1 protein-coding gene is annotated in these 1992 nt (G+C 38.8%); it reads right to left on the bottom strand.

Annotated elements, in window-relative coordinates; translation table 11 throughout:
* Window positions 1-1856 (bottom strand): alpha-L-rhamnosidase C-terminal domain-containing protein (locus AC1DG9_RS26420; protein WP_477635615.1); only part of this gene is annotated, 1856 nt, incomplete at its 3' end.
* Between the last annotated feature and the right edge of the window lie 136 nt (window positions 1857-1992).

Below are 1992 nucleotides of genomic sequence, written 5' to 3'. Positions count from 1 at the left end.
GGCGTTAGGTTATTTACATTTATGTAGCCATCTTTAATTTGAAATCCCTCTCCATTCAAAATTGGTTTTCCATTTAAAGAAAGTGACTTTACAGTATTACCACCTAATGGAATTGCAACCCGTTTTGCTAAGGTGCCCTTTGGTATTTCGAGTATAGTTATCCCAGATTTTACATTAAAGCTGGCAGAGATCAATCCATTTAATGTTGGTGTGCTTCCATTAACATAAGATATGGTATCTCCTAAATGAGGCATGATTTCAAAGACTTTGAAGCCCGGTTCCAGTGGCTTTATGCCTAAAACCTCTTCCGACAGCCATTTAACTACTCCTGCGCTCCATGGATGTGTTAAGCTGGTATATCCGCATTGGTTATTCGGCGGAGCATCATTTTTATCGAATATTGCGTTCCAGCTTGGTCGGTATACTTCAAAAAATGTTGTTCCTCCGTATTTGATTTGTCCAGCCCAGCAATCTTTAACTGCACTTATCGCTTCTTTATGCTTTTGCATTTTGGCCATCGCCCCTATGATAAAGTATTCGTTAAAAGGGGAGTAAGACAAGCGGTTTACCCGATCAGTATAGTTCCGCTGATAAAACAGTGCATCTTCCTTAGGTGTTGTAAGGCCAGTATTAATGGCGTCTGCCGATGCATGAAGTCCAAATTCATTTGGCCAGTTCTTTTTCTTTCTTTCTTCAGCAATTTTCTGCTGGGCATAATTGGTATATTTCTGTGCCAGGTCAGCCCTTCCAATTTGTTTCATTAAGCGACCAAATTCGGCCCATGAACGTATGGTGAGCATTGAATAAGCACGCTGAGATTCGTGGATATCCGGATTTTCAAAACCTGCTCCGAGACGTTCGTCCCAACCGTAAAAACCTAACTTAGGCGATTTACCAAAATGCTGGTATGCGAGATCTAGTTTTTTACAGGCATTATCGATATATCTTTTGGCAAATTCAACATCTCCTGTATAATTTACATAGTCAATAAGACTTAAAACCCAATAGAGAGAATAGCTTAGAATGCCATTATTCAGATCTGCCGTATTAATGGTATTGGCTTTCACAAAATCATAATTGCCAAAGGCAACCATTGAGGCTGCCTGCGATGGATAAGCATCTCCGGTCCACGAATGGCGGTCGCTCCGTTCCATTAATATTGCTCCAAAATAGTCTTTTTGGAGATTTAACTTAACAGTATAGGCACCGGTATACCATATTCTGGTCAGTTCCGAATCACTACAGGAAAAGCTACCTTGATAATTTACAGGTTTAACCTGACAAACCAAACGAAGACTCTTAATGTGCCAGTTTTGTTGATGAGAAAGCACATTTATCCAGCCAAACCTTACTCCTTCATAAAATTCAGGATTTAATTCTAACCGGTAAGTTTGCCCATGTTTAACAGGAGCCATTGTTTTAAGCGGATGTAATGCACCACTATTTACAATTGCGGGCTCATTATATTCGCTGATACCTATGGTTACACTATCGATTAAGTCGTCAGATTCAAATTCAAGCCAGCCAGCATTTGTTTGTCCAAAATCAAAACAAATTGAACCTTTTCCATTTACAGCAATTACGCCGGTCTTCTTAAATTCATTTGTATTAAAACTATCCGGAGTTGAAGTTGTCCAGCTAACTGGTTGCAAGCTATAGCTTTCCAGACCATCTGATGCTCTAGGATCATCCCAACTATAATTAATAAGGGGATCGGGCGAAAACGGGTTTTCAGTCAGTTTCTTTTTTGCAGAAATCAGAGGATAGATACTGCTTTGCGCGTGTACGCTTTGAATGCAACTTGAATAGAATACAAAAAAAGTAATTACAAAAAATACACGCGCTAAATGAATCATAAAAAGCTACTCCTAAATACAGTGAAATCTAATTTGGTTTAAAGCGAAGTTACACGCTACCCTTAAAATTTCATTGCTATAAAATGGCTTTTCTTTACACTTTTTGACACTAATTTACATCACCATCCCTTAATTG

It is taken from the genome of Pedobacter sp. 05L430 (assembly GCF_056397585.1).
The sequence above is the reverse complement of the archived record's forward strand: the minus strand, read 5'-3'. Positions and strand labels throughout refer to the sequence as shown.